The organism is Ruegeria sp. BK1 (assembly GCF_056535645.1).
Window position 1 is genome coordinate 62,237 of record NZ_JBQFIS010000001.1, and the last position, 20,774, is coordinate 83,010.

General features: G+C 59.0%; 25 protein-coding genes. 6 read left to right on the forward strand and 19 right to left on the reverse strand.

The window, feature by feature from the left end; all coding sequences use genetic code 11:
- The first annotated feature begins 71 nt into the window (after positions 1 to 71).
- On the forward strand, positions 72 to 1,700 hold the full coding sequence (locus ACR3E7_RS00310; protein WP_480505524.1) for an acyl-CoA synthetase: 1,629 nt from the start codon (positions 72 to 74) through the stop codon (positions 1,698 to 1,700).
- Here the strand turns inward: ACR3E7_RS00310 and ACR3E7_RS00315 are convergent.
- The 7 genes from ACR3E7_RS00315 to hmgA form a co-directional block, all read right to left on the reverse strand.
- Complete coding sequence (locus tag ACR3E7_RS00315) at positions 1,697 to 2,038, reverse strand: DOPA 4,5-dioxygenase family protein (protein WP_170791410.1); 342 nt, start codon at positions 2,036 to 2,038, stop codon at positions 1,697 to 1,699. The genes ACR3E7_RS00310 and ACR3E7_RS00315 overlap by 4 nt on opposite strands.
- Before the next feature lie 85 nt (positions 2,039 to 2,123).
- Complete coding sequence (gene maiA / locus ACR3E7_RS00320; protein WP_170791412.1) at positions 2,124 to 2,759, reverse strand: maleylacetoacetate isomerase; 636 nt, start codon at positions 2,757 to 2,759, stop codon at positions 2,124 to 2,126.
- A gap of 18 nt (positions 2,760 to 2,777) precedes the next feature.
- Positions 2,778 to 2,975: a DUF2783 domain-containing protein gene (locus ACR3E7_RS00325; protein WP_170775163.1), complete on the reverse strand. Its 198-nt coding sequence runs from the start codon at positions 2,973 to 2,975 to the stop codon at positions 2,778 to 2,780.
- A 5-nt stretch (positions 2,976 to 2,980) separates the two neighbouring features.
- A complete protein-coding gene (locus ACR3E7_RS00330; RefSeq protein WP_480505527.1) occupies positions 2,981 to 4,591 on the reverse strand; it encodes an FAD-dependent oxidoreductase in 1,611 nt (536 codons plus the stop codon).
- 129 nt (positions 4,592 to 4,720) lie between these two features.
- A complete protein-coding gene (locus ACR3E7_RS00335) occupies positions 4,721 to 5,671 on the reverse strand; it encodes an MBL fold metallo-hydrolase (RefSeq protein WP_170787143.1) in 951 nt (316 codons plus the stop codon).
- 87 nt (positions 5,672 to 5,758) lie between these two features.
- Positions 5,759 to 7,015 (reverse strand): fumarylacetoacetase, encoded by a 1,257-nt coding sequence (gene fahA / locus ACR3E7_RS00340; protein ID WP_480505529.1) that lies wholly within the window; start codon positions 7,013 to 7,015, stop codon positions 5,759 to 5,761.
- A 65-nt stretch (positions 7,016 to 7,080) separates the two neighbouring features.
- Entirely contained in the window at positions 7,081 to 8,436 is a 1,356-nt protein-coding gene (gene hmgA / locus ACR3E7_RS00345; protein WP_480505531.1) for a homogentisate 1,2-dioxygenase, read from the reverse strand.
- A 59-nt stretch (positions 8,437 to 8,495) separates the two neighbouring features.
- Between hmgA and ACR3E7_RS00350 the strand changes: the two genes are divergently transcribed.
- From ACR3E7_RS00350 to ACR3E7_RS00360, 3 genes are all read left to right on the forward strand, one after another.
- Complete coding sequence (locus tag ACR3E7_RS00350) at positions 8,496 to 8,948, forward strand: MarR family winged helix-turn-helix transcriptional regulator (protein ID WP_170791422.1); 453 nt, start codon at positions 8,496 to 8,498, stop codon at positions 8,946 to 8,948.
- 62 nt (positions 8,949 to 9,010) lie between these two features.
- Positions 9,011 to 10,246, forward strand: a complete 1,236-nt coding sequence (locus ACR3E7_RS00355; RefSeq protein ID WP_170787151.1) for an adenylate/guanylate cyclase domain-containing protein — start codon at positions 9,011 to 9,013, stop codon at positions 10,244 to 10,246.
- A 324-nt stretch (positions 10,247 to 10,570) separates the two neighbouring features.
- Positions 10,571 to 11,014, forward strand: a complete 444-nt coding sequence (locus tag ACR3E7_RS00360) for a GNAT family N-acetyltransferase (protein WP_480505534.1) — start codon at positions 10,571 to 10,573, stop codon at positions 11,012 to 11,014.
- Between the two features lie 100 nt (positions 11,015 to 11,114).
- Here ACR3E7_RS00360 and ACR3E7_RS00365 read toward each other — a convergent pair whose 3' ends face one another.
- Complete coding sequence (locus tag ACR3E7_RS00365; protein ID WP_170775140.1) at positions 11,115 to 11,924, reverse strand: division plane positioning ATPase MipZ; 810 nt, start codon at positions 11,922 to 11,924, stop codon at positions 11,115 to 11,117.
- Between the two features lie 200 nt (positions 11,925 to 12,124).
- On the opposite strand from ACR3E7_RS00365, the gene ACR3E7_RS00370 reads away from it, so the two are divergent.
- Complete coding sequence (locus ACR3E7_RS00370; protein ID WP_480505536.1) at positions 12,125 to 13,012, forward strand: AEC family transporter; 888 nt, start codon at positions 12,125 to 12,127, stop codon at positions 13,010 to 13,012.
- Positions 13,013 to 13,077: 65 nt separating this feature from the next.
- On the opposite strand, the gene rpmE is transcribed toward ACR3E7_RS00370, so the two are convergent.
- Together rpmE and rplS are read right to left on the reverse strand one after the other, a co-directional pair.
- Positions 13,078 to 13,299, reverse strand: a complete 222-nt coding sequence (gene rpmE / locus ACR3E7_RS00375; RefSeq protein ID WP_170775136.1) for a 50S ribosomal protein L31 — start codon at positions 13,297 to 13,299, stop codon at positions 13,078 to 13,080.
- Positions 13,300 to 13,310: 11 nt separating this feature from the next.
- Positions 13,311 to 13,694: a 50S ribosomal protein L19 gene (gene rplS / locus ACR3E7_RS00380; RefSeq protein WP_170328369.1), complete on the reverse strand. Its 384-nt coding sequence runs from the start codon at positions 13,692 to 13,694 to the stop codon at positions 13,311 to 13,313.
- A 367-nt stretch (positions 13,695 to 14,061) separates the two neighbouring features.
- On the opposite strand from rplS, the gene ACR3E7_RS00385 reads away from it, so the two are divergent.
- On the forward strand, positions 14,062 to 14,859 hold the full coding sequence (locus ACR3E7_RS00385; protein ID WP_480505538.1) for a glycoside hydrolase family 25 protein: 798 nt from the start codon (positions 14,062 to 14,064) through the stop codon (positions 14,857 to 14,859).
- Here the strand turns inward: ACR3E7_RS00385 and trmD are convergent.
- The 9 genes from trmD to ffh all read right to left on the reverse strand — a co-directional run bounded on the left by trmD (position 14,856) and on the right by ffh (position 20,568).
- A complete protein-coding gene (trmD, locus tag ACR3E7_RS00390; protein WP_170356101.1) occupies positions 14,856 to 15,659 on the reverse strand; it encodes a tRNA (guanosine(37)-N1)-methyltransferase TrmD in 804 nt (267 codons plus the stop codon). The genes ACR3E7_RS00385 and trmD overlap by 4 nt on opposite strands.
- Positions 15,656 to 16,471, reverse strand: a complete 816-nt coding sequence (locus tag ACR3E7_RS00395; RefSeq protein ID WP_480505540.1) for a hypothetical protein — start codon at positions 16,469 to 16,471, stop codon at positions 15,656 to 15,658. The genes trmD and ACR3E7_RS00395 overlap by 4 nt, the downstream gene beginning before the upstream one ends.
- The gene (rimM, locus tag ACR3E7_RS00400; RefSeq protein WP_170754989.1) at positions 16,471 to 16,974 is read right to left on the reverse strand and encodes a ribosome maturation factor RimM; all 504 of its coding nucleotides are present in this window, start codon (positions 16,972 to 16,974) and stop codon (positions 16,471 to 16,473) included. The genes ACR3E7_RS00395 and rimM overlap by 1 nt, the downstream gene beginning before the upstream one ends.
- Positions 16,967 to 17,113 (reverse strand): hypothetical protein, encoded by a 147-nt coding sequence (locus ACR3E7_RS00405; protein WP_480505542.1) that lies wholly within the window; start codon positions 17,111 to 17,113, stop codon positions 16,967 to 16,969. The genes rimM and ACR3E7_RS00405 overlap by 8 nt, the downstream gene beginning before the upstream one ends.
- Positions 17,114 to 17,117: 4 nt before the next feature.
- Positions 17,118 to 17,753, reverse strand: coding sequence for a 5,6-dimethylbenzimidazole synthase (bluB, locus tag ACR3E7_RS00410; protein ID WP_480505544.1), 636 nt, complete (start codon positions 17,751 to 17,753; stop codon positions 17,118 to 17,120).
- Between the two features lie 12 nt (positions 17,754 to 17,765).
- Positions 17,766 to 18,155 (reverse strand): 30S ribosomal protein S16, encoded by a 390-nt coding sequence (gene rpsP / locus ACR3E7_RS00415; RefSeq protein WP_010437590.1) that lies wholly within the window; start codon positions 18,153 to 18,155, stop codon positions 17,766 to 17,768.
- A 66-nt stretch (positions 18,156 to 18,221) separates the two neighbouring features.
- Positions 18,222 to 18,518 carry a chorismate mutase gene (locus tag ACR3E7_RS00420; protein WP_170791436.1) on the reverse strand — a complete coding sequence of 99 codons (297 nt, stop codon included), beginning with the start codon at positions 18,516 to 18,518 and terminating at the stop codon, positions 18,222 to 18,224.
- Positions 18,515 to 19,069 (reverse strand): GNAT family N-acetyltransferase, encoded by a 555-nt coding sequence (locus ACR3E7_RS00425; RefSeq protein ID WP_480505546.1) that lies wholly within the window; start codon positions 19,067 to 19,069, stop codon positions 18,515 to 18,517. The genes ACR3E7_RS00420 and ACR3E7_RS00425 overlap by 4 nt, the downstream gene beginning before the upstream one ends.
- The gene (gene ffh / locus ACR3E7_RS00430; RefSeq protein WP_480505548.1) at positions 19,066 to 20,568 is read right to left on the reverse strand and encodes a signal recognition particle protein; all 1,503 of its coding nucleotides are present in this window, start codon (positions 20,566 to 20,568) and stop codon (positions 19,066 to 19,068) included. The genes ACR3E7_RS00425 and ffh overlap by 4 nt, the downstream gene beginning before the upstream one ends.
- Positions 20,569 to 20,774: the final 206 nt, after the last annotated feature.

Genomic DNA, 20,774 nt, shown 5'->3' on the forward strand with positions numbered 1-20,774 from the left:
TTCATACGGGTTTGTCAGGCGCGCGTCTTTGTGATCAAGTCGCGCGACAGATACTGAGGGAGGATGCGCTGATGACCGCGGCAAATATCTATGAGCGTCATTTGGACAAGGGCAGGGCGAACTACACGCCCCTGTCACCGCTGAGCTTCATCGACCGCACGGCTCAGATCTACCCAGACTACCCGTCCGTCGTTTACGGCGCGCGACGTTATAGCTGGGCGGAAACCTACGCGCGCTGTCGCCGAATGGCCGGTGCTTTGGTTGCGCGGGGGATTGGCAAGGGCGACACCGTATCAATCATCGCGGCTAACATCCCGGAGATGTACGAGGCGCATTTCGGTGTCCCCATGACCGGCGCCGTTCTGAACGCCATCAACACAAGGCTGGATGCCCCGATCATTGCCTTCATCCTGAACCACGCGGAATCCAAAGTACTGCTGGTCGATCCCGAGTTCTCGGGCGTCGTGAAAGAGGCGCTGACGCAGGTCGATCACGATCTGCTGATCATTGATATCGAAGATGACAGCTATGAGGGGGGCGAGAAGCTGGGTGCGCTGACCTATGACGCTCTGCTGGCCGAGGGGGATCTCGAATACGCGTGGTCTCTGCCGGGTGACGAATGGGACGCGATCACGCTGAACTATACCTCTGGTACCACGGGCAACCCCAAGGGGGTTGTCTATCACCACAGGGGTGCGGCCCTGAACGCACAGTCGGACCTGCTGGATTGGGATATGCCCAAGCATTCGACCTATCTGTGGACGTTGCCGATGTTCCACTGCAACGGCTGGTGTTTCCCTTGGGCGATGGCGGCCAATGCAGGCGTCTCGGTCTGTTTGCGCGCGGTGCGGGCCGAGCCGATCTATGCCGCTTTCCGCGACGAAAAAGTCACTCATTTCTGCGGCGCACCCATCGTGCTGAACATGCTGGCCAACGCACCCGAGGCACTCAAGGATTTCGACCAGAAGATCAAGGTGATGACCGCAGGGGCCCCGCCCCCTGCCGCCGTGATTGCGAATATGGAAGGGATGGGGATCGAGGTTACACATGTCTACGGCCTGACCGAAACCTACGGTCCATCGGTCGTCTGCGCCTGGAAAGATGAGTGGAACGAAAAACCGGCCGATGAGCGCGCTGCGCTGAAGGTCCGGCAGGGGGTGCGCTACACGGCACTGTCCGGTCTGATGGTGGCCGACCCTGAAACGCTGGAGCCGGTCCCTTCCGACGGGGAGACCATGGGCGAGATCTTCATGCAGGGCAATGTGGTGATGAAGGGCTATCTCAAGAACCCCGATGCCACCGACAAGGCGTTTAACGGCGGCTGGTTTGCCTCGGGTGACCTGGGGGTGATGCACCCCGACGGCTATATCGCGCTCAAGGACCGGTCCAAGGACATCATTATTTCGGGAGGCGAGAATATCTCATCGGTCGAGGTCGAGGATATCCTCTACAAACACCCCGCTGTGATGGAGGCTGCCGTGGTTGCCCGCCCCGACGAGAAATGGGGTGAGACACCGTGCGCATTTGTCGAACTCAAACCCGATGCACAGACGACTGACGCAGACATCATCGCCTTTTGCCGCGATCACATGGCCCATTTCAAGGCACCCAAAACGGTGGTGTTCGGGCCGCTGCCCAAGACTTCGACGGGAAAGGTGCAAAAGTTCAAGCTGCGCGATCAGGCCAAGGCTCTGGGCTAAGTGCCCGTTCGATCAAAGATCGTCAGGTCCAACGTCAGCATTTCGCCCATCCAGATGGCACGATCCCGGTGATCCTCAAGATGCTGGCCAGTTTCGGGATGCGTAAAGATGGTGAGCCCTTGTCGGTTCAGCATCAGCCATGGAATAACCTGATCAAACGCGTCGGGCGCAAATGCCAGCTGACAGCTCCAGCGCGGATGTGGGCCAACGTTCTTGGCGTGCATTCGGCCGACCTCAACAGGGAACAAGCGGCCCGCCTTTTCGCAAAGCTGTTGCGCGACTGTTTGAGAATGAGCATCGAAATAGACATGGGCGTGATAGCCGGTGATTTCGGGCATAGGGGTCTCCATCATTGCTGAGACGATCTTAATAAACCAGCGTCGCGTCTTTCCCTATCCGCATGGGTACACAGACCCTGTGCAGTCAGTCAGGCGCGTGCCGGTCCGGGTGAGCCTGCGCAAAAGCGGGCAGGTCTGCGCAGGTAGCGTCGACACTCAGGATACGGGGTAGCCCGGTCAGATCGACCTGCCAGCGACGTGCATTATACATCTGCGGGATTAGACACAGATCGGCCAAACCGGGCTGAGTGCCGGTACAATAGGGGGCTTGTTCGAAACCGTTCAGCAATGCTTCGAACGCCAGTAGGCCGGGACGGATGAAATGGCGCATCCAATCGCCCGGCATGCCTTCGGCGCTGCCACTTAATGTCGTTGCGTGGCGTGCGACCGACAGGTTGCAGACCGGATGCAGATCTACGGCGATGGATTGCGCCAATGCCAAAGCCTGCGCGCGAGCCGCTGGCTCGGCAGGCAGCAAGCCCATACCGCGGGTCTGGTCCAGATAGTCGATGATCGCCAACGACTGGGTCAGACGCAGCCCGTCTATCTCAAGAACAGGCACCAGGCCTTGCGGATTGCGGGCCAGATGCACGTCGGACCTGTGATCGCCCGCCACCAGGTCGACCGAAACTGCCTGATACGAAATCCCGGCGAGGTTCAGCGCGATACGCACCCGATAACTGGCCGAGGACCGCCAATAATCATATAGGATCACACTCATCCGGATCTCCCTACTAGATCAATCCCCAGGCAGCGTGGCCGTTTTCAAAGCTTGTGACAACACCTCGGCATCACCGATGTGGTTGGCCAGAACCAAGATCAGCCGCGCATTCAACGCGTCGCTTTCGTCCTTTCCCAGCCCTTCATGCGAGGCTAGCAACTGCGCATAGAAGTCGTCTGCGCTGTCGAAATTGGGGGTGAGGATCAGATCAGCCATCCTGCTTACTCCTTTCCTGTGGCCCGGCGGATCGCCTGCCGGAACGCGTTTTCTTCGAAATTGTCCCGCCGCGCCGCCACATGTTGGTCTGGGCGGATCAGATAGACGGCACTGGTCGCATCGCCCAGATAGCGGCGCTTCAGCTCAAGCGTCAGGTCATCCTTGACCGAAAGTGCGAGTCGTGTGGCCTCGACTCCGTCTTCTTCGATCCGGTCGGGAGCGTCAGCGTCGATGGTCAGCAAAGTGAATTTGCCCGCCAGTTTTGACAACAAGAATTCGTCGCCCAATGGCGCATCAGGGCAGGCCGCGCCGGGGCAGGTCGGGTCCGGCCCGCTAAGCGCATCAGCCGAACTGAGCGACGATCCCTCGTAGGTACACGGCGTACTCAGCCGCCCGGAATTGACCAGCGGGCGTGCGAATTCGTAGTGCTCGCTCAGGTCTAGAACTGCATCGCGCATCAGGCGCGACATCTCGGATTTCGGCGTGATGAAATCGGTCGAGCGGGTAGAGTTCTGGATATTCTCATCCGCTGCCTGCACGCGCTCGCGGCTATAGCTGTCCAGCAGCAGTTCGGGTGCCTGTCCGTCGATGACTAGCTTCAACTTCCAGCACAGATTGTCGGTGTCCTGAATTCCCGAATTCGCCCCGCGCGCGCCAAACGGGCTGACCTGATGGGCGCTGTCCCCTGCAAAGAGCACACGGCCATAGCGGAACCGTTCCAGCCGACGGCATTGGAACGTGTAGATCGAGACCCATTCAAGCTCAAACACCACATCTTCACCCAGCATTGCCTTGAGGCGCGGGATGACGTTTTCGGGGCGTTTCTCGCGCTCTTTGTCGATGTCCCACCCCAGTTGCAGATCGATGCGCCAGACATTGTCGGGCTGTTTGTGCAGCAGTGCAGACTGACCCCGGTTGAAGGGGGGGTCGAACCAGAACCAGCGCTCGGTGGGGAAGTTGGCCTCCATCACCACATCCGCGATCAGGAAATTGTCTTCGAATACCCGCCCGTCAAAATCCAGCCCCAGCATCCGGCGGGTGGGAGAATGCGCGCCATCGCACGCAATCAGCCAGTCGGCTTCGACGTTATAGGGGCCTTCTGGCGTTTCGACCTCAAGTTTAACATGGTCGTCATGGGTGCCGATGGCTTCGACCTTGTTGCGGCCCCGGATTTCGATCGGGGCACCTTCGGCCTGCAAGGCGCGAACGCGGTCGACCAGAATATTCTCAAGATGATATTGTTGCAGGTTCACGAAGGCAGGGTTGGCAAAGCCTTTTTCGGGCAGCAAGTCGAACTCATAAACTTTGCGGTCGTCGAAAAAGACCTTGCCTGCTTCCCATTGAACCCCGGTTTCTGCCATCGGTTTGCCACAGCCCAGCCGGTCGGCAATATCCAATGTACGTTGTGAAAAGCAGATCGCGCGGCTGCCGAAACTGACCTTGTCATTGTCATCCAGCACCACGACCTCGACCCCTTGCTGCGCCAGATCGATGGCGGCGCTCAGGCCAACGGGACCGGCGCCCACAACGATCACCTTGTGGCGCACAGGCGTTGCAGTGTCCTGATCCGGGCTGCGATCATACGCATAAAGGGGTGTTTCGAAGATCTTGTTCATAGGCTCTCTCCCCGGTGCCTTGGCGCGAAACTCCGTGTCTCTGGCGGGACTGGGCCAGAGGGTCTTCCCGAATGGTTCCATCGAAACTCCGGCCGCAAAACGATCTGGATCAAATGCGACGCTATGTCCCTAGGCTTGCAGGGCCTCCCACATCTCCAGATCCCGTTGGGCGGTCCATATGCGCGGCGTGTCAATACCTCGGGCTTCGTCATAGGCGCGGGCGACGTTGAAGGGCAGGCAGTGTTCATAAATCGCGTAATCGGCAAATTTCGGATCACACTCGGCACGTACGGCGTCCCACGCTTCTTTAAGCGATCCTCCACGCGCCGCGACCTTTGCAGCAGGAAGGTAGGTGCTTCCGACGAAATCGCGGGTGTTTTCGATGGCGGCATTGACCATGTTCTTGCCGATCAGAGCGTCACCGCGTCCCGGCGCGATGGCGTCCACGTCGAACCATTTGATCGCATCCAGCGTATCGCCCCAGTCGCCGAAGTGCCCGTCGCCGCAATAGCAGGCCGAGTGGTATTCGACGATGTCGCCTGTGAACATGACATTCTGATCAGCCACATGGATGACGATATCACCCGCCGTATGGGCGCGGCCCAGATGCATCAGGTCGACCCGGCGGTTGCCCAGATAGACCGTCATCGTATCGCTGAAGGTGGTGGTGGGCCACGTCAGGCCGGGGATGCTTTCATGCCCCTCAAAAAGGCGGGGAAAGCGTTGGAATTCGCTGTCCCAATCCTCTTGTCCGCGTTCCACGACCATAGCGCGGGCCATATCCGACATCAGGATTTGCTGCGCTCCGAAGGCGCTGGCCCCAAGCACGCGCACGGCGTGGTAGTGGGTCAACGCCACATGGGTGATCGGTTTGTCGGTGACCGAGCGGACGCAGTCGATGACCTTCTGCGCCAGACGGGGGGTGGCCTGGGCCTCGATGATCATGACGCTGTCATCGCCGATGATGACGCCGGAATTGGGATCGCCCTCGGCGGTGAAGGCATAGAGCCCTTCGCCGATTTCCGTGAAGCTGATCTTTTTTTCGGACATGTCCCCTTGGGACGCGAAAGCCTTGGCCATGTTGGGTTCCTTTTTCCGAGCCGTGTGCGGATTGTGGTGTTGCACCGCCTCCGGCGGCCGTATTTTTGACGAGAAGAAGGGCTGGGTTCACCTTTTATAGGGGTCGTCCAATGCGGGCAGCAGGGTGCCGGTGCAATCTCCGAAGCCGATTGTGTAACCGTCGCCTTTGGCGGATCCGGTTAGGGTCAGAGTGTCGCCGTCCTCGATAAAGCTACGGGTCTCGCCAGTGTCGAGGGTCAGGGGTTCCTTACCGCCCCAGCTGAGTTCCAGAAGTGAGCCGCGCTCGGGTTTTGTGGGGCCAGATATCGTGCCCGATCCCAGTAGGTCGCCGGTGTTCATCGGGCAGCCCGAGGTCGTGTGATGGGCCAGTTGTTGGGCTGCAGAATAGTACATCTGGTTGTAATTCGTACGCGCGATCGTAGTGGCGGGCTTGCCAGCGGGGGCCATCGTAACGGACAGGTCGATGTCATAGAGCATGGGTCCACAATCTTTGAGGTGATCCAGCAGCTCATGTTGGCGGGCTGGGGTGTCACAGCGGAATGGCTCCAGCGCGGCTTTGGTCACGATCCAGGGGCTGATCGAGGTGGCCGTGGCCTTGGCCTGGAAGGGACCCAATGGCTGATATTCCCAGGCCTGGATATCGCGGGCGGACCAATCGTTTAGCAGAACATAACCAAAGATGTTGTCGTCCGCCTCCTGCACCGAGATCGGGCCTTCCGACGGTGTGCCCACAATGGCGCCCATCTCAAGCTCAATGTCAAAGCGGCGGCTGGGCAGGAAGGCCGGGCGGTCATGATCGGGAGACTTCAATTGGCCCCACGGACGACGGATATCCGTGCCCGACACAACAACGGACGAGGCGCGGCCGTTGTAGCCGATGGGAATGTGCAGCCAATTGGGTGGTAGCGCATTTTCGGGCCCGCGGAACATGGTGCCAACATTCTGTGCGTGGTGGCGGCCTGCGTAGAAGTCGGTGTATTCGCTGACTGCGAAAGGCAGGTGCATCTCGGCATCACTTTGAGCCACGAGCAGGGGTTCGACTTGCCCTTGTTCTTCCGATCCGTCGGCCAAAAGACTGTTCAGGCGCGCGCGCAGGGCAGCCCAGACGGCCGGGCCTTGCTCCATCAGTGGGTTCCAAAAGGGCAGGTCAAACAAGGGCTCATCCGTCAGGACGATCAGGCCTTTGGCCTCGGCCGTGGTGATGTCGAGGATCATGTCTCCAATCGCCACTCCGCAGCGCGGTTCACCGTCTTCGGTGGAAAACACACCGTAAGGCAAGTTGTTCAATGGGAACGGATGGTTGGCGGCGTTGGCCGAAGCCACCCAGGAATTCATCAAGGACATTCTTTCTCCAGACCTTTTGTGCAGGTCGAGATTTTTCGTCGAAAAATCTTGGACCCGCGAGGTGTTTATTTTTTGCCGGGTGTTCCGTCGAACTTTTTCTCAAGCGAGGTCCAGCAGTCAATGTAATCATCCTGCAAGGGGGCCTCATTGGCGGCGAATGCCGTTAGGTGCTGCGGAAAACGGGTTTCAAACATGAAGGACATGGTGTTGTCCAACTTGTCCGGGCCGAGGTTGGAATTTGACGCTTTGTCAAACGCTTCGCGGTCCGGCCCGTGGGGCAGCATCATATTGTGCAGGCTCATCCCTCCGGGAACAAATCCCTGTGGCTTGGCGTCATACTGGCCGTAGATATTGCCCATCAGCTCGGACATGACGTTTTTGTGGTACCAGGGCGGGCGGAACGTGTCTTCTGCCACCATCCAGCGTTCGCGGAACAGGACGAAGTCGATATTGGCCGTGCCGGGCTGGCCCGAAGGCGCTGTTAAGACAGTAAAGATCGACGGATCGGGGTGGTCGAACAGGATCGCGCCGACCGGGCAATAGGTGCGCAGGTCATATTTGTAAGGCGCGTAGTTGCCATGCCAGGCGACCACATCCAGCGGGCTTTGCCCGATCTTGGTGGTATGAAACTGGCCGCACCACTTTACGGTGACAGTCGAGGGGACCTCGCGGTCTTCGAACGCCGCCACGGGCGCCTTGAAGTCGCGCGGGTTGGCCATGCAGTTCGCGCCGATCGGACCTCGGCCCGGCAGTTCGAATTTCTGCCCGTAGTTTTCACAGACGAAGCCGCGCGCAGGGCCTTCCAGAACCTCGACCCGGTAGACCAGACCGCGTGGGATGATGGCGATCTCTTTGGGTTCAACGTCAATGATCCCAAGCTCGGTGGCAAAGCGTAGACGGCCTTCCTGAGGGACCACCAACAGCTCGGAATCGGCCGAGAAGAAATAGTCATCCACCATGGAGTCCGTCACCAGATAGATATGGCTGGCCATGCCCACCTGCGTATTGACATCCCCCGCCGTGGTCATGGTGCGCATGCCAGTCAGCCAGGTCAGGCCGTCACCGGAATGGGCAACCGCGTCCCAGCGGTATTGACCCAAGCTGATGACATCCGGGTCAACGCAGGGGGCCGATTTCCAATAGGGCAGGTCGATTTTCTCATATCGATGCGAATGCTTGACCGAGGGGCGAATGCGATAGCACCACGTCCGTTCCGGCGGATTGGCGGTGAATGCCGTACCGCTCAGCTGTTCGCCATAGAGGCCATAATTGCAGCGTTGCGGGCTGTTCATCCCTTGCGGCAGCGCGCCTGGCAAGGCTTCGGTTTCAAAGTCGTTCGCCCAGCCAGGCATATAGCCTTCGTGTGTGCCAACAGAGCTGCTGGCCTGGGTCATCTGATGCGGATCAGCCGGACGGTTCATCCCGTACTCCTCCTGTTTTGCTGCTTGTGGGATAATAGTTGATTTTGTAACTAACAAGCATGACAAAGACAGACACCGCAAAAAATGATGCGTTTGATTTGCAGGATTTCCTGCCCTATCTGCTGAACCGCGCAGCCGAGGAAAGCTCGTTGGAATTTCAGCGTGCCTACAAGGACCGCTACGGGATGTTGCGCACGGAATGGCGTGTGCTGTTTCATCTGGGAAATTATGGTGAGATAACCGCGAAAGAGATCGGGGAAAGAGCGCGTATCCACAAGACCAAGATCAGTCGGGCGGTCAGCAAGCTTGAACTCCGCCGATTCCTGACACGCACGCCCAACGAAAGCGACCGCCGGGTCGAGCATCTGAAACTGACCCCAACGGGCAAGGCTGCCTACCGAGAGCTCTGCGGCATAGCCCGGCAATATGATGCCAAACTGGCCGCAATGTTTGATGAGGATGAAGCCGCCCTGCTGCGCAAGATGCTGCAGAAACTGGCCGAGATGAGGTGAACTCTGGTAATTGTCATCCATTGACCCCAGATGACGTTCAGAGCGGACATAGGAAACAAAGAATGACAGCCCCGGAAAAGAACGCGGCGAAATCAACGGATTTGATCAACTGGATTGTTGCCCGCGGCCTTGAAGGCGCGGACAAAGAAGAATTGCTGGACGGGTATTGTACCCGACTGGTTGAACTTGGCGTGCCTTTGATGCGGTTTCATGCTGCCCAATCGGCCCTGCACCCGGTCTATGGCGGAACCGGCTATAGCTGGTATCAGGGGCAGGGCGGCGACTATCAGAAATTCAAATACTCTGAAGATGTCAGTGAGGATTGGCAGAACAGCCCTTTATACGCGATCCTCAACGAAGACCTCGATTTCGTGCATGAACGGATCGTCGATCAGAACGAACCCAGCCGATATCCTCTGATCAACGACCTGCGCGAGGTCGGTGCGACCGACTATTACGCCACCAGTGTGCCCTTTGACATGCCGACCAACAACATCCCACTCGATGCGAAAAAGGCGGTAGATGGGGTCTTGCTGTCCTGGACCAGCAACGCGCCTGACGGGTTTCAGGACAGCGATCTGGACCTGATCAATACGGCCTTGCCGCATCTGGGGTTGGCGTTGAAATCAGCCTCGAACGCGCGGATATCCAAGGACCTGATGCGCGTCTATCTGGGCCGCGATGCGGGCCGTCGTGTGTTGTCGGGCGAGATCCGACGCGGGTCGTTGCAGCAGATCGACGCGGTGATCTGGAACTTCGATCTTGAGGGATTTACCAGCCTGTCCGAAGAGCTGCCCGGCAACGAGATCATCGACATGCTGAACGACTATCTGGCAGTGGCGGTTGGCGTGGTCCATGACAATGACGGGAATATCCTGAAATTCATGGGCGACGGGCTGATGGCCATGTTCGATGTCGGGGATATTGATGAGGATGCAAGGGCCGCGCTGAAGGCCGTTCCGATGCTGCAATCGCGTATTGAAGAGCTGAACGCTGCGCGAAAAGCCGACGGTCTACCCGTGGCGAATTTCACGCTGGCGCTGCATTCGGGGGAAATCCTCTATGGCAATATCGGGTCCGAAAGCCGTTTGGATTTCACCGTCATCGGCCCAGCGGTAAACCAGACCGCGCGGATCGCAGGGATGCACCGGTCATTGGGCCAGCGTATCCTGATCTCGGACGATGTTGCGCAGGCAGCGCAGCCTTGTGGGCAAGACCTGATCTCGGTCGGGCGCTACATGCTGCGCGGTGTGCCCGAACCGAAAGAGTTGTTTACGGTCTATCGGGCGGGGGGTTAGGTATTGGGGTGCGGCAATACACCTGTCCTTGCTCGTAAGTCGTCGCAGTGATAACCCAGTTGCACGCTCGGCATGCTCGCAGGGCGATGGAGATTTTATGTTTGCGATTGCGGGAAACCGCTGAGTCCTGAACGGAAGGACGACTAAGCCAAATAAAGCCTGTTTATAATTTCTCAGGCTTCCAATGACGTATGGCTCGTGAACAGTCGAAACGACCATAACTGTGAATGACAATGGCACGGGTTCTGCGTCCGCCATATCGATAGCTTTTGCTCGTTTGGCGATACAACGAAAGACGAAGGACCAATGAAAATACGACCAACAATGCGCGACGATGTCGCCGCTTTACAGGAAGTACTTAACGGCACCGAACTTTTCCCAAGTGAGATGCTGCCTGACATGGTGAACAGTTTTCTATCCGATGAAGAAAGCTCTGAAATTTGGCTAACATGCGAAGTGGACGGAAACCCAGTGGGTTTTTGCTACGCAGTCCCAGAAGAGCTTGCAGAAGGGGCATGGAATATGCTCGCCATTGCAGTTTTGCCCACGCAGCAAGGAGGCGGTTTAGGTAGTGCAATCTCAATGCATCTGGAGACCGAGCTTATAGAGCGTGGGCAGCGCATCCTAATAGTTGACACGTCAGGCACGGAAGAGTTCAAGCAGACTCGCGAATTCTACCGAAAGAATGGCTACACCGAGGAAGCCCGTATCAGGGATTTTTGGGCGACAGGAGATGACAAAATCGTCTTCTGGAAGTCCTTAAACTGACTTATCAGGCTGCTGGCCTGTCTTCGGACGGGCCAGTTTCTCTCAGTTGCCTTGACGGAAAAATCAGCTTCGTCCCGCATAGCGGACTTGCGACGGCGACCTAAAAGTCGATCTCAACACCCGGCAGGTTCAACTCTTTCATCATGTCGCGCAATTCCTGTCGCGCAGCGATGTTCGAGATGTTGAGTTGTTTGACCCCGATATCCTTTAGGTCCAGCAGGGTCAGGCCACGGGGGAACAGCTCGCGGAAGATCACACGCTCGGAAAATCCCGAAGCGACGCGGAACCCGATGCGCTGCGACAGCATCTCGATCGCGCGCTGCATCTTTTCCTTGTTGACCATGCGCTGCGTACCGACACGGTTGCGCACGACGACCCAGTCGATCGGTTTCAACCCGGCCTGCGCGCGCAACTGGCGGGCATTCCAGACCATCTCGGAATAGACCGAAGGACCAAGGATTTTCTCACCCTTGGAATCGATCCGCGCCAGCAGGTCAAAGTCGATGAAACTGTCGTTCAGTGGCGTGACAAGCGTATCGGCCAGCGAATGTGCCACCTGGCTGAGGCGGGTATGCGAGCCGGGGCAGTCGATCAGGATGAAGTCACTATCGCTTTCCAATTCGGCCACCGCGGCCGAGAGGCGATGGTCATAGATATTCTCGCCGGGCTTCAGCTTGCTTGCGTCAATCTCGGGCAGGTCGTGGTGGCGCGGGGTCGGCAGGGTCAGGTCCGAATTCTTCAAGAAGTTGGCCCGGTTTTCGAAATACCGTCCCAGACTGCGCTGTCGCAGGTCCAGATCCAGCGTGCTGACTTTGTGTCCCAGTCGGGCCAATGCAGTGGCCACATGCATCGAGACGGTCGATTTGCCTGCGCCGCCCTTCTCGTTCCCCACTACGATAATATGTGCCATGCCTGTATTCCCAAGTCCCGCCGTGTTTGACCACAGTTTGTTGCGTGCCACTATATGTTGTGGAGCGAAGGAAGGGAAGGACCCGAAACGCCATTCTAGGGCGCTGTTGCGAAAACTCAGACCCTGGGCCGAGGGGGCGGTTGCCAAAAGCGGTCCTCTATTTCACTCTTGCTTGAAGAGCTACGCTGGAAGGGCGTGAATTGGAGCAACTTTTCCTGAATGTCCTGAACGTGGTCCTGCCGGTTCTGATCTGCGCCGGGATCGGGTACGTGTTGGCGCTGACAAAAGCACCCTTTGACAATAAGGTCATCGGAGGGGTGGTTTCGCGCGTTGGGTATCCGACCCTGATCATCTCGCATCTTTCGACGACCCAGATCGCGGTTGGCACCTTTCTGGACGTCATGGCCGCCGCAGCGTTGGCGATTGCGGCGTTTGGCATGTTGGGCTTTGTCGCGCTGAAGGCGATGCGCCTGCCGGTTCGGGCGTTCTTGACGCCATTGATGCATGGGAATGTAGGCAATATCGGCCTGCCGATTACTCTGCTGGCGTTGGGCGATGCCGGGATGGCCTATACGATGGGTTTTGTGGTCGTCGTTTTGATCAGCGTTTTTACCCTTGGAATGTGGATCCCGGCCGGAGAGTTCTCGGCCAGAAAGCTTCTCACCTCTCCGGTTATTTATGCTGTCGTCATCTCTCTGATCCTGATGACGACCGGGTACAGCCTGCCGCAACCCGTGGCCAAGTCCTTTGACATCCTCGGTGGGCTGTCGATCCCGCTGATGCTGCTGACGCTGGGCCACACGCTAGCCAGCCTAAGGGTGCAAAGTCTGGGGCGTGCGGTGAGCCTGACCGCATTGCATCTGGGTATGGCATTTGCCATCTCAACGAGCCTCGTCTGGGTCTTTGGGTTTACGGGGGCCGAGCGTGGCGCGGTGATCCTGTGCTGCCTGATGCCGTCCTCGGTGGCGACCTATTTGTTTGTCGACCAGCATCTGCCGGAATACGGCCCTGACGTGGCTGGTTTCATTCTTGTCTCGACCCTGGCAACCATTCTGGTTCTGCCTGTGGCGCTATCCTATTGGATCTGATTGCGCCAGCCCAAAGAAAAAGGCCGCCCCAAGGGACGGCCTTTCGGATCTGATCCGGGTCAGGCTTAGAAGCCCAGACCTTCGTATTTCTTCTTGAACTTCGACACGCGGCCGCCGGCGTCCATCAGGCGCGCGCCGCCACCGGTCCATGCGGGGTGCACGGAGGGGTCGATCTCCAGGGCCAACTGGTCGCCTTCGCTGCCCCAGGTGGATTTCATCTGAATCACGGTGCCATCGGTCAGTTTGACGTCGATGAAGTGGTAGTCGGGATGGATGTCTTTTTTCATCTTTCCGCTCCTTACGCCTCGGCGCCTGCCTTGGGCTTGTAGTTGGTGACTTCGGCGATACGCGCGGATTTACCACGGCGCGAGCGCAGATAGTACAGTTTGGCGCGACGGACGCGGCCACGGCGGACAACGGTGATGCTGTCGATGTTGGTCGAATGCAGCGGGAACACACGCTCCACGCCTTCGCCGAACGAGATTTTGCGGACGGTGAACGAACCGGCGATGCCGCTGCCACCTTTGCGCGCGATGCAGACACCTTCGTAGTTCTGCACACGGGTACGCGACCCTTCGGTCACTTTAAAGCCGACACGGATGGTGTCACCGGCTTTGAAATCGGGGATGTCTTTCCCCAGGGCGGCAATCTGTTCCGCCTCAAGCTGTGCGATCAGGTCCATCGCATTCACTCCTATCTGCTCGTGGTTGGTCCACGAAGTTTGGGCACGGGCTGAGAGCTCTTGGTCTTCACCGGGTTCTGCATGCAGCCCGCCAGAGGTCAGATCGAATGTTCCTTAGTCCGGTTTGTTCGGCCGCGCCCAGACCGAAGAAAGCCAGGCGTCACGACATGGACCAAACCAAAACACCGGAGTCGCATGACGCGGCACCGGATTGCGGTCGTTTAAGGGCATTATGTGCAGGGATCAAGCCCAAAATGCTGTGAAGCGGTGGGATTCCGCCGCCTCAAAACAGCATCGTTGCTTTGATCCGTCGATCAGGCATTCTGAGGGTAATTACAAGAGCAGTCATTTCAAACAGGAACAGAACATGCGCATTGCATTGATGCTTGCTGTCGTGGCTTTTGCCATCCTGTCCTGCGGTCGCAGCAGCCCGCCGCCGCAAGAGGTTGAGGCCAACGCGTTTCTGGGCACGACCTCACCTTCGGTGATCTTCCCGGCTTTTGGCGATGCTGATCCGCACCCGTGGGAGGGGCGCCATCCTGGCCACTATCCGGTGCACGGTCTGGACGTGTCGCGTTGGCAAGGGCCGATTGACTGGCACAAGGCCAAGGCTTCGGGGGTTAGCTTTGTCTTCATCAAGGCGACTGAGGGTGGTGATGTAGCTGATCCGATGTTTGCAAGTCACAGCAGCGGAGCAAAGGCCGCCGGGGTGCCTTGGGGTGCCTATCACTATTTTTATTTCTGCCGCCCAGCTCGCGAGCAGGCGCGGTGGTTCATCCAGAACGTTCCCAAAGGGTCGGACCTGCCGCATGTTCTGGATATGGAGTGGACGCCGCATTCCAAGACCTGCACCCTACGCCCCGATGGCGCGACCGTCCGGGCTGAGGCGAAGAGGTTTCTGGATATTCTCGAACGTCACTACGGGCGGCGTCCGATTGTCTACACCACCGTGGATTTCTACGGCGACACCGACATAGGGCGCCTGCCCAAGACAGAGTTCTGGCTGAGGTCAGTGGCAGGCCACCCCCGCAAGGTCTATCCCAAGGCGGTTTGGCGGTTCTGGCAATATACCGGCACTGGTTTGGTGCCCGGCGTGCAGGGACCCGTGGACATCAACACCTTCAACGGCCCACCCGAGATTTGGGCGCGGTGGAAGAACGGCTAGTCTTCGGACTTTGCTTTGGAGTAGGCGTCCCACAGGTCGGGGCGGCGTTCCTGTGTGATCCGCTCGGACATCTCATGCCGCCAGTTGGCAATACGGCCGTGATGGCCCGACATCAGAATGTCCGGGATCGGACGGCCCTTCCATTCGGCAGGGCGAGTGTATTGCGGGTGTTCCAGCAGGCCCGAGGAGAAGCTCTCTTCCTCAGCCGAGGCCTGATTGCCCAAAACGCCGGGGATCAGCCGCACAGTCGCGTCGATCAGAGCCTGCGCGGCAATCTCACCGCCGGTCATGACGAAATCGCCCAAGGAGACCTCTTGCACGCCGTAATGCTCCAACACCCGCTCATCGACGCCTTCGAACCGGCCACACAGCAGGGTCATACCGTCACAGCGCGCCAGATTCTGCATCATGCGCTGATCCATCCGGCGGCCACGCGGGCTGAGGTAGATCAGCGGCCAATTACCCCGCACCCCCGCCATCGTGTGTTCAATCGCCTCGCCCAGTACATCGGCGCGCAGCACCATGCCAGCGCCGCCACCGGCAGGCGTGTCGTCCACATTGCGGTGCTTTCCGACGCCGAATTGGCGCAGATCGACGGTTTCCAACTGCCAGAGGCCCTCTTGCAGTGCCTTACCCGTCAGGCTCTCGCCCAACACACCGGGAAAAGCTGAAGGGAACAGAGTGATGATCTTAGCCTTCCACACTCCGTGCAGGTCGGGCGTTGGGGTCAGCAACTCACGCGGTTTCAGGGTCGGGCGGATCGCCTTGCGCCCATGAGATTTCGACGGTTTTTCGGTCATGTCGCACCCATCAGCGCCTGCTGCGCCCGTTCAACTACGGCGGCCTTTTGCGCGACCAAGGCGGCTTCGTCCAAACGTGATCTGTTCAGGTTCAGCAATTCCGCCAAAACGTTCTCGGGCAACCGAGTGTTAGATTTGGAGGGCGGAACCAACCGTTGCGCCTTGTCATAGGGTAAGTCCAGATACTCGGCAAAGGGCGCACCCGGCCCGAATTGACGCAATTGCAGTTCCTCCAGCCATTCCGTGGTCACGGTGACCGAGGGCAGTTTCTCACGGATCTGGTCAACGGTCTCTTGCAACGAGGGCAAATGGTCGATGCTGTCGCGGAACGTGTCGAAATCTTGCACCTGCCGCATCCGCTGCAAATCATGCGCCCACAGGCTGCGCAGCCAACCGCCCCGTTGGCGCAAAGACAGGTAAAGCGTGATCTCTACCTCCTGCCCTGAAAACCTCTGGTGGATCGAATCTACCAGACAGGCGGCCAGATCGGGAGCCGCCGCGTAGCCCTGTTCCAGATTGCGACTGGGGCGGAGACCCGCGAAGTTTTCCTCGCTAAGGATCAAGCCGCGCTTTTCTCCAAAATCCAGCGTATCGAGGAAGTCGCGCATCTGGCGACCGAATTCGGACAAAGTGCCAACGGTGCCATAAACGGAATGGTTAGTTGCTGCCCGCGACAATCCCGAATTGCGCGTGCGATAAGGCAGAACCAGCGCGAAATGCGGCCAGATCAATTCGCGGTTGTCGTAGAGGAAGGATTGCGCCGCAGTGGTGCCGGTCTTGTGCAGGCCCAAATGCAGCAGGACGCGGCGCATCAGATCAGCCCTTCGGGCGGGTCGGCGATGATGCGGCCTTGGTCCAGATCGACCGTGGGGACGGCCTCAAGCGTGAAGGGCAGCAGAACGGTGGCCTTCAGCCCCGGCCCGTGCAGTTCCAGCAGGTCGGCAGCGCCGTGGTTTTGCACCGATTTTACCCGGCCCAGCAGGGTGCCGCCGGTGTCATAGACCTCAAGCCCGATCAGGTCGGTGTGATAGAATTCATCATCGGGCAACGAGGGCAGTTGATCACGCCGCGCAAACAGACGCAGACCTTTAAGCGCATCGGCTTGTTCCTTGGTTTCAACTCCGCCCAGACGCGCCGCAAAGCCATTCTTGATCGACCGGGTCAGGACCAGTGGATAGCGTTCTCCACCGGCCTCATCAGTCAGGGGGGAATAGGCTTCGATATCCTCGGGGATGGCGCAATAGCTTTTCAGCCGCACCTCACCGCGCACGCCATATGATCCCGCAATGCTGCCGACGCAGATCAGATCACTCATTTGCCCCATCCGTCATACAAATTCCGTCATCCCATTGCCCGATGCCTTCGCAGGCTTCGCGCTGGTTTGAGCGTTCGAAGAACACGCCGACAATAAAGGCGATCATCAGCAGGATGGGAAGGCGTAATAACCCGAACATGCGCCTATCGCACCTCAATGAGCAGGCTGTCGTCGCGGCATTCCCAGCCGACCTGTTCCAGTTCAGGCGTGTCCGATTGCGTTTCTGGCAGGCCAACGCAGAAATAACCGATCAGGCGCCAATCCTCGGGCACGTCCAGATCGCGCGCCATCTGGTCGGGGTCCAGAATGGACACCCAGCCCAGCCCCAGACCCTCGGCCCGCAAGGCCAGCCAGAACAGGGTGATGGCCGAGACCACGGAATAGCGCCGCATCTCGGGCATCGTGCCTGCGCCCAGACCTTGCCCCTTGTCGGTGGTGTCGTCGCAGAACACGGCCAGTTGCACCGGGGCCTCTTGCATCCCCGACAGTTTCAGGCGGCTGTAGAGCTGCGCCTTTTCGTCGGAATACCCGTCTAATGCCTGCGCATTGGCGGTTTGAAAATTTCGCAGCGCCGCGTCGCGCGCGGGCTGGCTTTTGACGCGGATCACGCGCCAGGGTTCGCTGAGCCCCACCGAAGGGGCCAGCCGAAACGCGTCGAGGCAGCGCGTCAGCACTGCCTCGTCAATCGCGTCGGTGCGAAACCGACGCACATCGCGCCGGAGTCGCAGCAACAGGTCAAACTGCGCGCGAAAATCGTCGGTGAAAGTCTGATCCCGCACGCGCTTTCCTGCTTATTCTTCTGCAGCCGCTTCTTCAGCCGGAGCAGCAGCAGCTTCTGCCGCCTCAGCAGCCTTGGCTGCTTTTTCTTCGGCGCGTTCCTGGGCTTTCTTGCCCGGGGTGCCCTTGTTGGGGTTGTTGCGCTCGGCCTTGTCGCGGGCGCCAGCAGCTTCCAGCATACGAGCGATCCGATCGGTGGGCTGAGCGCCCTGATCCAGCCAGTACTGGATGCGCTCCATGTTCATTTTCACGCGCTCTTCGCTGTCTTTGGGCAGCAGCGGGTTGTAGGTGCCCAGTTTCTCGATGAAACGGCCATCGCGGGGCATACGGCTGTCAGCCGCAACGATGCGATAGAACGGACGTTTTTTCGAGCCGCCGCGGGCGAGACGAATTTTCATTGCCATGGTGGTATCTCCTTAAGATGGCGTGACCGGTCAAGGACCGGGTATTCTATGGGTGGAAACGACGGGTCATTCCTGATGTTTCCGGTGGTGTCGGATGACTTCCTGAATGATGAAATTCAGGAAAGCCTTGGCGAAGTCGGGGTCCAGATCGGCCTCTTTCGCCAGGTCTTCAAGCCGAGCGATCTGCGCAGCCTCGCGCGAGGGATCGGACGGGGGAAGGTCGTGTTGCGCCTTGAGCTTGCCAACGGCCTGCGTGTGCTTGAACCGCTCGCCCAGCGTGTAGACAAGGATCGCGTCCAGCCGGTCGATGCTTTCGCGATGCTCTTTCAGCAGCGTGGCAGCCTGTGCTACGGGATCGGTCATGCGTATGCCTCCATGCCGCCATTCACCAGATCGGCTGGGGCGGGGTGCCGCCAGACCTCGGAAGGGCCGAATTTCGGGTGCTCAAAGTGGTAGTCAAATGCTGCGCCCAGACGTTTGGCGACTGCCTTGCTAGCGTGGTTTTCCGGGTCGATCAGCGAAATCGCCGTGTCCCAGCCCAGCACGTCATAAGCGTGAGTACGTGCGGCCATTGCGGCCTCGGTCGCATAGCCTTTGCCGGTGGCGTGGTTCATTAGCGTCCAACCGACTTCGCGTTCGGGCCAGCTGTGAGGATACCACAGGCCGACATGTCCCACATAGATCCCGGTGTTCTTTTCCTCAACACCCCAAAAGCCATAGCCGCGCATCGCCCAATGGCCCAAAAGCTGCGCAATGAAGCGCCATGTCTCATCAGGTCTTTTGCGGCCACCGAGAATCTTGGCTGCGTCTGATGCGAAAAACTCAGCCTCGGCCTCGAAATCAGCCTCGGACGGCGCGCGGAGGATAAGGCGCTCGGTTTCAAGCCGGGGGATATGATTGGCGATCAGATTCACTTTTTCTTCCCGAACCCGCTAAGCCCCGGAGGCAGGGCCATGCCGCCGCCCATGCCGGGCAGGCCGCCGCGTCCGCCCATGGCCTTGGCCGCCTGTTCCAGCGCCTTGGGGTCCATGCCTGCGGCCATGTCTTCGGGCGAGGGGCCGCCTTTGCCGAACATGCCCTTCATGGCTTGTTTCAGCATCTTGCCTTTGCCCATCTTGCCCATCTTCTTCATCATGTCCGACATCTGCCGGTGCATCTTGAGCAGCTTATTGAGGTCGCTGACCTCCATCCCAGAACCCGCAGCGATCCGTTTCTTGCGGCTGGCTTGCAACAACTGAGGGTTGGCGCGTTCGCGTTTGGTCATCGACTGGATCATGGCGATCTGTTGGCGCAGGATCTTGTCGTCCAGACCGGCCTGATCCATCTGCTTGGCCATTTTACCCATGCCGGGCATCATACCCATCATGCCCTGCATACCGCCCATCTGGATCATCTGTTCCAGCTGCATCTTCAGGTCGTTCATATTGAACTGACCTTTTACCATGCGCTTCATCATGCGCTCGGTCTGTTCGATCTCCATCGTTTCCTGGGCTTTTTCGACCAGGGCAACAATGTCGCCCATGCCCAGAATACGACCGGCGATCCGGTCCGGCTCGAAGGTCTCAAGCGCGTCCATCTTCTCGCCCAGACCGACAAAGCGAATGGGCTTGCCAGTGACCGCGCGCATCGACAGCGCCGCACCGCCACGTCCGTCGCCGTCCATCCGGGTCAGAACTACGCCGGAAATGCCGACCTTGGCGTCGAATTCTTCGGCTACTTCAACAGCGACCTGACCAGTCAGGCCGTCGACCACCAGCAGGGTTTCGCGCGGATCGACCACGTTGCGAACCTGCTCGACCTCATCCATCAGGACTTCGTCGATGTGCAGACGGCCCGCGGTGTCGAGCATGTAGACGTCATAGCCGCCCAAAGTCGCCTGCTGTTTGGCGCGCTTGGCGATATCAACCGGCTTCTGACCGGGCACGATCGGCAGCGTGTCGACGCCTACCTGCGTCCCCAGAACGGCCAGCTGATCCATCGCCGCCGGGCGATAGACGTCCAGCGAGGCCATGAGGACCTTCTTGCCCTCTTTCTCTTTCAGGCGTTTCGCCAGCTTACCGGTCGTGGTCGTCTTACCCGAGCCTTGCAGACCGACCATCAGGATCGGCGCAGGCGGGTTGTCGATCTTCAGCTTGCCGGGGTCTTCTTCACCGCGCAGCGTGTCAACCAGCGCGTCATGCACAATCTTGACGACCTGCTGGCCGGGGGTGATCGACTTGGTGACGGCCTGACCGGTCGCCTGTTCCTGCACCTTCTTGACGAAAGCACGGGCGACGGGCAGCGAGACGTCGGCCTCAAGCAGGGCCACGCGAACCTCACGCAGGGCGGTTTTCACGTCTTCTTCGGACAGCGCGCCCTGTTTGGTCAGCCGGTCAAAGACGCCGGAAAGGCGTTCGGATAGATTTTCAAACATGCCTTCGGCCTCCTTAGCCGGTTATCTGGTGGCGCCTCCTAGATAGGATGCGTCGGTTAAATGCACAAACGCCCCCACGGGCGAAACTCGCTGGTGGGGGGCGATCCCTGAACGACTCAAGGGACCGGAAGATCAGACGCTTCCGGATGTTGCGGCGGGTGTTATCCGAGACGCTGCCGACTGTCAACTCGGGCTTGGGTTCGCAG

Coding starts and splice junctions, on each gene's coding strand:
- rpsP (WP_010437590.1), bottom strand. CDS start 18,155: ATGGCAATGAAAATTCGTCTCGCCCGCGGCGGCTCGAAAAAACGTCCG.
- ACR3E7_RS00355 (WP_170787151.1), top strand. CDS start 9,011: ATGACAGCCCCGGAAAAGAACGCGGCGAAATCAACGGATTTGATCAAC.
- trmD (WP_170356101.1), bottom strand. CDS start 15,659: ATGACCGAAAAACCGTCGAAATCTCATGGGCGCAAGGCGATCCGCCCG.
- hmgA (WP_480505531.1), bottom strand. CDS start 8,436: ATGAACCGTCCGGCTGATCCGCATCAGATGACCCAGGCCAGCAGCTCT.
- ACR3E7_RS00330 (WP_480505527.1), bottom strand. CDS start 4,591: ATGAACAAGATCTTCGAAACACCCCTTTATGCGTATGATCGCAGCCCG.
- ACR3E7_RS00365 (WP_170775140.1), bottom strand. CDS start 11,924: ATGGCACATATTATCGTAGTGGGGAACGAGAAGGGCGGCGCAGGCAAA.
- ACR3E7_RS00325 (WP_170775163.1), bottom strand. CDS start 2,975: ATGGCTGATCTGATCCTCACCCCCAATTTCGACAGCGCAGACGACTTC.
- rplS (WP_170328369.1), bottom strand. CDS start 13,694: ATGGACCTGATCGCACAGCTTGAGGCGGAACAGATTGCCGCCCTGGGG.
- ACR3E7_RS00335 (WP_170787143.1), bottom strand. CDS start 5,671: ATGGCCAAGGCTTTCGCGTCCCAAGGGGACATGTCCGAAAAAAAGATC.
- ACR3E7_RS00420 (WP_170791436.1), bottom strand. CDS start 18,518: ATGACCGATCCCGTAGCACAGGCTGCCACGCTGCTGAAAGAGCATCGC.
- maiA (WP_170791412.1), bottom strand. CDS start 2,759: ATGAGTGTGATCCTATATGATTATTGGCGGTCCTCGGCCAGTTATCGG.
- ACR3E7_RS00405 (WP_480505542.1), bottom strand. CDS start 17,113: ATGTTCGGGTTATTACGCCTTCCCATCCTGCTGATGATCGCCTTTATT.
- ACR3E7_RS00385 (WP_480505538.1), top strand. CDS start 14,062: ATGCGCATTGCATTGATGCTTGCTGTCGTGGCTTTTGCCATCCTGTCC.
- ACR3E7_RS00315 (WP_170791410.1), bottom strand. CDS start 2,038: ATGCCCGAAATCACCGGCTATCACGCCCATGTCTATTTCGATGCTCAT.
- ACR3E7_RS00360 (WP_480505534.1), top strand. CDS start 10,571: ATGCGCGACGATGTCGCCGCTTTACAGGAAGTACTTAACGGCACCGAA.
- ACR3E7_RS00310 (WP_480505524.1), top strand. CDS start 72: ATGACCGCGGCAAATATCTATGAGCGTCATTTGGACAAGGGCAGGGCG.
- ACR3E7_RS00350 (WP_170791422.1), top strand. CDS start 8,496: ATGACAAAGACAGACACCGCAAAAAATGATGCGTTTGATTTGCAGGAT.
- rpmE (WP_170775136.1), bottom strand. CDS start 13,299: ATGAAAAAAGACATCCATCCCGACTACCACTTCATCGACGTCAAACTG.
- ACR3E7_RS00395 (WP_480505540.1), bottom strand. CDS start 16,471: ATGCGCCGCGTCCTGCTGCATTTGGGCCTGCACAAGACCGGCACCACT.
- ffh (WP_480505548.1), bottom strand. CDS start 20,568: ATGTTTGAAAATCTATCCGAACGCCTTTCCGGCGTCTTTGACCGGCTG.
- fahA (WP_480505529.1), bottom strand. CDS start 7,015: ATGTCCTTGATGAATTCCTGGGTGGCTTCGGCCAACGCCGCCAACCAT.
- rimM (WP_170754989.1), bottom strand. CDS start 16,974: ATGAGTGATCTGATCTGCGTCGGCAGCATTGCGGGATCATATGGCGTG.